This is a genomic window from Dulcicalothrix desertica PCC 7102, from assembly GCF_003991905.1.
Classification (GTDB): domain Bacteria; phylum Cyanobacteriota; class Cyanobacteriia; order Cyanobacteriales; family Nostocaceae; genus Dulcicalothrix; species Dulcicalothrix desertica.
Window position 1 is genome coordinate 440,242 of record NZ_RSCL01000007.1, and the last position, 7,894, is coordinate 448,135.

The 7,894-nt window shown below is 40.0% G+C and carries 8 protein-coding genes; 4 read left to right on the forward strand and 4 right to left on the reverse strand.

Annotation, left to right across the window (positions count from 1 at the left end; translation table 11 throughout):
- Positions 1-79: 79 nt before the first annotated feature.
- Positions 80-1,021 carry an isoaspartyl peptidase/L-asparaginase gene (locus tag DSM106972_RS17575; RefSeq protein ID WP_186538406.1) on the reverse strand — a complete coding sequence of 314 codons (942 nt, stop codon included), beginning with the start codon at positions 1,019-1,021 and terminating at the stop codon, positions 80-82.
- A 22-nt stretch (positions 1,022-1,043) separates the two neighbouring features.
- Entirely contained in the window at positions 1,044-1,208 is a 165-nt protein-coding gene (locus tag DSM106972_RS17580) for a DUF2256 domain-containing protein (protein WP_073618255.1), read from the reverse strand.
- 163 nt (positions 1,209-1,371) lie between these two features.
- Here DSM106972_RS17580 and DSM106972_RS17585 point away from each other — a divergent pair, with 163 nt between their 5' ends.
- Positions 1,372-1,800: a hypothetical protein gene (locus DSM106972_RS17585; RefSeq protein WP_325052195.1), complete on the forward strand. Its 429-nt coding sequence runs from the start codon at positions 1,372-1,374 to the stop codon at positions 1,798-1,800.
- Here the strand turns inward: DSM106972_RS17585 and DSM106972_RS17590 are convergent.
- Complete coding sequence (locus tag DSM106972_RS17590) at positions 1,740-4,607, reverse strand: sensor histidine kinase (protein WP_127081895.1); 2,868 nt, start codon at positions 4,605-4,607, stop codon at positions 1,740-1,742. The two genes, DSM106972_RS17585 and DSM106972_RS17590, sit on opposite strands and share 61 nt — an antisense overlap.
- A gap of 76 nt (positions 4,608-4,683) precedes the next feature.
- Between DSM106972_RS17590 and DSM106972_RS17595 the strand changes: the two genes are divergently transcribed.
- Positions 4,684-5,820 (forward strand): quinone-dependent dihydroorotate dehydrogenase, encoded by a 1,137-nt coding sequence (locus DSM106972_RS17595; protein WP_127081896.1) that lies wholly within the window; start codon positions 4,684-4,686, stop codon positions 5,818-5,820.
- A gap of 30 nt (positions 5,821-5,850) precedes the next feature.
- Here DSM106972_RS17595 and DSM106972_RS17600 read toward each other — a convergent pair whose 3' ends face one another.
- Complete coding sequence (locus DSM106972_RS17600; protein ID WP_127081897.1) at positions 5,851-6,747, reverse strand: hypothetical protein; 897 nt, start codon at positions 6,745-6,747, stop codon at positions 5,851-5,853.
- A 415-nt stretch (positions 6,748-7,162) separates the two neighbouring features.
- Between DSM106972_RS17600 and DSM106972_RS17605 the strand changes: the two genes are divergently transcribed.
- Both DSM106972_RS17605 and DSM106972_RS17610 read left to right on the forward strand, forming a co-directional pair.
- A complete protein-coding gene (locus DSM106972_RS17605) occupies positions 7,163-7,348 on the forward strand; it encodes a hypothetical protein (protein WP_127081898.1) in 186 nt (61 codons plus the stop codon).
- Positions 7,345-7,602, forward strand: coding sequence for a hypothetical protein (locus DSM106972_RS17610; RefSeq protein WP_127081899.1), 258 nt, complete (start codon positions 7,345-7,347; stop codon positions 7,600-7,602). The genes DSM106972_RS17605 and DSM106972_RS17610 overlap by 4 nt, the downstream gene beginning before the upstream one ends.
- The last annotated feature ends 292 nt before the right edge of the window (positions 7,603-7,894 follow it).

Here is a 7,894-nt window from a genome sequence, read left to right on the forward strand (position 1 = left end):
AAGATGCTTCACTACGTTCAGCATGACAAGGCACGACTCACTCGTTACTCATTACTCAGCACTCAGCACTCAGCACTCATTACTCAGCACTTCCGACTTGTGGGTCATCAGGCAGTTCCAAAGTATCGTCCATCTTTTCGCCATTGTGATAAGCTGCCAAAAGGACTTCGCTAGTTTTACCCCATGCAATCGTCCCCTTAGCATCAATTGCAATGGCGCCAAAATCACGCTGATTTTGAGTTGCCTCATCAAACGAACGCTGCATTGCTTCAAGCAAAGACATTCCATCTGTAACCCGCACCACTATACGCGGCGCCAAGCATTCATCGAGAATATGCTCACCAATACCCGTACAGCTAACACCAGCATATTGAGTAGCATAATTACCAGCAGGCATAGCAGAATCACTAACACGACCAATACGCTCAAACCCTTTTCCACCAGTAGAAGTACCAGCAGCAATTCTTCCAACCGTGTCTAAAACAACAACACCAATCGTGCCTCTACCAGCACCACTTTCAACTAATTCTTTTTCTGCTACCACCCCAGCCATCGTTTTTTTGAAATTATCCTGACGTTCTTGCAGCCATTCTTCTAAACGTAAATCTGTAAGCGGATTATAACTAGGTACCTGCAACTCTCGTGTTAACTCCGAAGCGCCGAAATCTGATAGCACTCGGTCGGGAGATGACTGGAGAAAATGCGCTAAATTAATTGGATTTTGTATCCGTGTAACATTAATTACACCACTAAAACTTTGAGAGGCGCCGTCCATTAAAGAAGCGCTCATGCGAATTTGCCCGTCAGATTGCAGAACAGAACCGGTACCAGCATTAAAACGTGGGTCATCTTCCAACAATTGGCAACCATGTACTACTGCTTCTGCGGCTGAAGCGCCAGATAGTAGTATTGCATAAACCTCTTCTAACACTTTATATAGCGATTGACGTACAACTTCAACGCCACCTTTACCTTTAAGCGAACTACCTGCCCCACCATGAATAATTAATTTAGGTCGCACCTGTGTAACTCCGTATATTTTGTCATGAATCTTCAGTTTTAGCTTGCGAACGCCGACGACGGCATCTTTCAGAGCAATATTTTACTTCGTCCCAGTTCTTTTCCCATTTTTTGCGCCAAGTAAACGGAAGTCCACAAACCGGACATATTTTTGTTGGCAGGTCAGACTTAGAACGAGCGCGTGCCATAAATGGTTTACAGAATAATGTTGAGATTTATCAAGGGTGGAACCATATTATATACTTTTCCCAATCTGCATAAGCTAAATTTGCCTACATCTATTACCGATTAACAAATAATCGTAATAGCCCTATGACATATCAAATCAACTTAGCCAATATTTAAGGTAATATTCTTACTGGTTTTAACAAAGACTTTCAATCTTTTTTATTTTTGACATTTACTGATACCGAAGAAGCACGTAGATGGTTAACGGATATTATTCCTGAAGTAGCGACAGTTAAAGAAGTACAAGCTTTCAATAACTTATTTAAATTAGTCAACAAACGGCGCCGTGGAGAATTGGGAACAGTATCATCAACATGGAAGAATGTTGCATTTACTCACAGTGGTTTTGAGGCACTTGGTATATCAAGTCAAGACCTAAATAGTTTTCCCAAAGTTTTTAAAGCCGGAATGAAAGCGCGTGCCACAACCCGAAGAATTTACACCTTCCCAGGTCTACGCGATGTAGAGACCGTATTAATACGGTCTCTACATTATTTCACAGCTAACGCCAGCAATAACCGACTAACAACACGACCATCAGGTAACTGGTAAAAATTTAGTTCCCCTCCCATTTGCCTTACCAAATTTTGACTAATAAACAAGTGTAAACCCGGATAATTGTCTATATAAGAAGATACAAGTACATCTGTTGAAGTATCTTGATATAATTCTGCCAGTAATTGAGAATTAATAATACCATTATCGGTAATCGAAAGCTCTAATGTATTATCTTCTAGGCGCCGACACCAAAAGTCTATTCTTCCTCCGGGTACAGAACGTTCGACAGCAGCTATTAAAATTTCATTTATTATTAATTCTATTTTCGCAACATCGCCAACAACGATTAACGAGTATTGCGATAAATTCAAGTTAGTTTTTCCTAATGTTAGTTCCGTATTACCTGTATTATCAACTGTATTTTGCCCTAAACCATGTACTCCCACCCATAATTTTTTCTCTTTGAGCCATTTATCAACTCGTTCTAGTGAACGTTTTAATAAGCTTGCAATAGGCATTTTACCCTTGCTAAACTGTAACTGCCATTGCTCCTCTTCAAGCAAGCTAGTTACTGATGAATAAGTACTTTCTAACTGGCGTAGAATTTGCTGATAGCGCACTTGAGTAAATTCGTTATTCGGAACACCTAACGCTTTAATCTGGCTAATCAAAGAGTTTGCTGTACGCTGGTTTTCTTCAAATTTTCGATGTTTATACCAGTTTATTTGTTGTAACTCTTGTTTTGATTCTAACAATGTTTGTGATACTTGACGAAAACGTCGTGACCAAGCAAGTTGACTAATTAACATAGATGCTGCACTTAAGCTTTGCTCAGACCAACGACGTGCAATATTATCAGCTATCACCACTACACCTGTGGGTTTGTAAGCTGGATCGGTATGTAATGCAGCTATTAAAATTTGACCGATACTTGAACCATGTAGCCATTTACGTGTATCTTTGGGCAAGTCTTCGGCTTTAATAAGCATCATTGGTTCACTGCCTAACGCCCACTGTATCAAAGCTTCGCCTAATATTGGCACAGAGATTTCGCTCGATACGGCAAATTCTTGGTCATTAATTAAGCCAGGAATTATTTCAGCATATTGTGAGTTAGGTGCCCAAGATAGCATTAGCACTAAAGGACAGTTAAGAACGGCAGCAATTTGGCGCAAAGAAATAATTTCTAGATTTTTATTACTTGCTTCTGTATTGGCGCCTTGTGCTTGTTCCAAAATTCGTAACGATTCTTGGAAGCTTTGCATAATTTTAGTATTTTGCTCGCCGTTAAAATATAACTGCCACTGCCTAGTAATTACACCAACTTGCTGACCAACAATTTGAACTAATTCTCTTTCTCTTGTTGTCCAAGCTCGTTTGCTTTCGTGTGTAATTAGCATTAACGTTTCAGGTACATTTCCACCCTGACAGTTAGTTATAACTAAAGAGCGAACCCCAACTTCGAGCAAACAAGAACGCCAATTAAAAAACCGTAAATCTTCTTCTAAGTTTTCAATTGCAATTGCTTCATCTGAACGCTGTAAAAGTAACCAATCTACCTCACGCAAACGTTCAAAGTCAAAATTGAACGGGCGCCTGTTTTGAGGTTGAGTTTGAAACAAAATTTCGTACTTACTATGGTCATGATTATAGTACAGAAGCACAAATCTCATGGCGCCGAGTCTTTCGAGGATTTTTTTAGCGCAATTGCTCAGGGTCTGCTCAAAATCACGTTCGCTATATATTCCTTTTGCGACTTCGCTAGTTAAATCAGCATCACCTCGAATTTGCTCAATTGTGTTTTCCATTTCTTCAGTAGGTGCTACAAGCGATACCAAACCTGCTGCACCTTGAACAAAACTTTTATCGTTTTCTTTCCATATGCGTGCTTCCATCGCTTCGATAGCTAAAAAACCAATTAAATCCTTTTGGCAAATAATTGGCGCCGCTAATAAAGACCGAACCTGCAAGCGTTGCATCAACTGAGCAGTAAAATGGCTTTTGAGTGAACTTCGCCCTTCTCCAATCGCAACAAGTTCATTCGTTGCCAAAGCATAGTAAAAGTCGCTCAACTCCTCAACAGTTATTGAACCTATCCCAGTTCGATTTTTATCATACTTTTGTGTACTGCCATTCGAGTGACTGCTAAAACGGCGCCAAAAATACCGACCATCACGCTCATACCAGTAAATATGAGTACGAGTTGGCGCCGTGAATTCGTGTACAGCTTTAACTACAGCTTCTATACGCTGCATTAAATTATTAGAGGCTTGTAATTTTTGTAACAAGTTTAATAAAGGTTCTTCGAGACGCTTAGTATGTTTTTGCTGCCAGTCAAGTTCATACTGGTGTAACGCTGCGGCTAATTCACCTAGTACCATCATCAATCTTGCTTTAGCATCAGTTGGTAAAAGATATCCCCAACGAATTGAACCAAGCATGAGTAAACCTAAACAGCGATCTTTATAGCGAATAGGTAGAATGATAGTTCCTTGAATTTGATGCTTTTTAGCTAATTCTTGCCATACTTCTGCACGCGCTTCTGCCCGCAAGTCAGCAACACCAACAGGACGTTGTTCTATAACTACTTGTTCTAATAAATCTCCGGGACTAAGAACTAGTCGCTGATTTAAATAACCATTATCATTTCCGGGTGAAAATCCTCCCTTGCCAATTACGATATGATTTAAGCGGTCGTAAAGCGCCACCCATACCAAGTTGTAGTCAAATTGTTCTTTGACAAAAGTAATAATAGTTTGAATTAGAACATCAATATTATCTTCTTCTCGTAGGCTTTGTAAGACACGCCCTAAAGAGATAATATGCTGTTCAGCGCCGATTGGTCGTTGTGGCTGCCCCATAGAAGCGGTCGTCTAGTAAGAATTAATATAGCTGGTTTGTACTTAAGATGCCCAAATACTATCGATAGCTATCAAAATGAACGATATATACCAACTTGCAATTCGCCCGTTATTATTCAATGCGGTGAAAGCTGACCCAGAGAAACTGCACTCTTCAACGATTCGCACACTTTATTGGCTGAGTGATATTTGTTATAGTCCAAGCACTAGGTGGGTAAACCAGCGCTTGCGGCATTCATTTTGCCTGTTTGACAAACGTTTAGAACAAAATCTGTTTGGATTGCATTTTCCCAACCCAGTTGGTTTAGCTGCTGGGTTTGATAAAGATGGAGTTGCCGCACCAGTATGGGGAAGCTTAGGATTTGGGTTTGCCGAATTAGGGACTGTTACTTTTCATCCTCAACCAGGCAACCCAAAACCTCGCTTATTTCGTTTACCCGAAGATAATGCAGCGCTTAATCGAATGGGTTTCAATAATTCAGGTGCGGTTGATATGGCTCATAGATTAACAGAAGTACGAAAGAACCTAACTCTACCCATACCCATTGGTGTTAATTTAGGCAAATCAAAAATTACACCGCTTGAAGCTGCTGCTATTGATTATCGTGACAGTTTTCGCTTACTCAAAGATTGCGGTGATTATTTTGTCGTTAACGTTTCTTCCCCTAATACACCTGGATTACGCGCGCTTCAAGATGCTACTATGCTTTCTTCTATCTTGGAAGCATTAAGTCAAGAAAACTTATTACCACAAAAACCGATATTTGTCAAGATAGCGCCAGATTTAGAATTAGAGGCAATATCCGACATTATCGAATTAGCGTTCAATTATAAATTAGCGGGAATTATAGCTACAAATACTACAATTCGTCGCGATAACTTAAAAACGCAATTTATAGCAACAGGAAAATCACCTCAAGAAGAAGCTGGTGGAATTAGTGGGGCGCCAGTACGCGACCGTTCAACAGAAATAATTCGTTACATTTACAAACATTCTCAAGGGCAAATACCAATTATCGGCGTAGGTGGAATATTTACTGCCGCCGATGCATGGGAAAAAATCACCGCAGGCGCCAGCTTAGTCCAAATTTATACAGGTTGGATATATGAGGGGCCTTGGATGATACGCCGTATTCTTGAAGGTTTGCTTGTGTTACTCGAACAACGAGGATTGACTTCGATTTCGGAAGCAATAGGAATAGAAAGGGGTTAGTAGGGTGGCATAAGCCACCTTACTACAACATTATTTCTCAATTGGGAAAAACTCCCTAGCTTTGCGGTCATACCTCCATGCGATACCTTCAGGGTCTCGGTTACGACTCCATTCAGGAAAATCTGGGTCATCACGCCGTTTAAAGACTGTACTGGAGTATACACTTAACCTTTTAGCAAGTTCAGATTGAATCAATGAACCAAACACTAACTGTTGCGCTAGTGTTTTTGTTGCTTGCTCATGAACTTGTTCTGGTTCTTTTACTTCAGCTTGTGGTAATTCAGCTTGTAGCAATTCCGGTTCTTGTGAAAGAGCGTGCTTAACTTCTGCTTGTTGTACTTCAGTTTCTTTATTATCCGTTTCGGGTACTTCAGCTTGTATTAATTCAGCTTCTTTGACTTGATGTGTTGCTGTTGATGTTTCTGCTACTACTAACGCAGGTTGTTTTTCCTCAATTATGAACGGCGTTGTCGTTGGCGCCGCTAAAAGAGGCATTGCAGTCGTCGAGCTTTTTCTTGGCTCTTGCTTAACAGGTTCGCTGCTATCAAATATGCTGCCAAGAATATTAGCAGTCATAAAGTAGTAAACTTGTTTTCCATCGTTAGTATTGAGGACACTGGCGCCGAATTCAGAAGCTTTCGTATCAAGAAAGCGTTTAGCCTTATCTCCAGAAAAATTACCCCTAACAGCCAAATCCATAGGAGTAACACTACCCTGGTTTTGCTGAATTAGCTGATGGAACATAGGATTAACTCCCTCGCACCACTTATCCCATTGGTAGCGTTGCCAAAGATTAATACTCGTTATCAGCAAAATCAGACCCAGCCAAATACGCCAGGTAGAAACCAGGAAAACAACCAGAAAAGAGATGGGCAAAAGCAAAACGAGAAAACCCTTCCCGTAGCTTTCAATTGTTTTTTCACTCATGCCGATTATTACCCAGTAATTATTTTGCGAGTTGGGAAATAATATCATCTTGGCAAAAAGTGCGATACATATTTGTATACAAGGTAGTTTTGCCGGAAAAATTCCCAGTCAAACAACAACCAAAGCCACACTTTTGCCAAAAGATAAACATGGCAAAATTATAGGCAAAAATGTGAAAAAAATCTTTACTTGTATCATTAAATACATATAAACCGGGTTTCTAAGCAAAATAGTCGTTTTTATTACAAGTTATGACCAAGAAACCCAGTTTCTTATTATTTCGAGTTGTACTGTTTTCTGTACTGAATTATATAAGCAAAAAATAGGCGCCCCAGCGAAGAAATAGTACATTAGTTCAAAGTGTATATATTCCTGTAGAATTTTGAAAGTTCATCTACACAAAATTTGACATCACATGGAGCCAACAGAAGCTCAATATCTAGTACTGAATGCGCTCGAAACATTGGAGTTAATAGAAGGTATGCTTTATGATGAAGAGAGAGGATTTTATCTTATTAGTACTCTTAGTTCTATTTTACCAATAGCACTTGTTCTACAAGATGGGGAAATAATTCCAACTTCGTGGGCATCAGATATATGAAAGAACCAACACAAAAGCAAAAGCAACAATATCAAAGATTAAATGAACTTTTTGCCCAAGCCCGCTCCCGATATCTAGACGCAGGTGGAGACCCACGGCGCCCAGTAGACAACAGTTACTTAACAGAAGAAGAAAGGAAAGAAGCACTTGAACTAGGAGCGCAAATTTTTGGTGTTGAAGTTAAAGACAGCTACGTATACTGTCAAGGACGTTCCTGGAAGCTAACAGATAAACAAGAAGTTAAAAACCCCTAACACTATTTTGATCTCTTGTGGCACAGGCATCCTGCCTGTGCAGTACATTGTATTTCTTTATACAACATAGGCACTTTGATAGGTAGTGGTTCATGTCATTAATTTTGGGGTGTTACTGTAGATTTTAATCCCCCCTGCCCCCCTTAATAAGGGGGGTACAAGATGGTCATTCTTAGCCCCCCCTTATTAAGGGGGGGGTTTGTTTCAACTACCCAAAATTAATGACACAGGCCACTAGTGTTCCATGTCATTAGTTTTGGGGTGTAGGATAAACCCTTTTGAGCTTAATTCT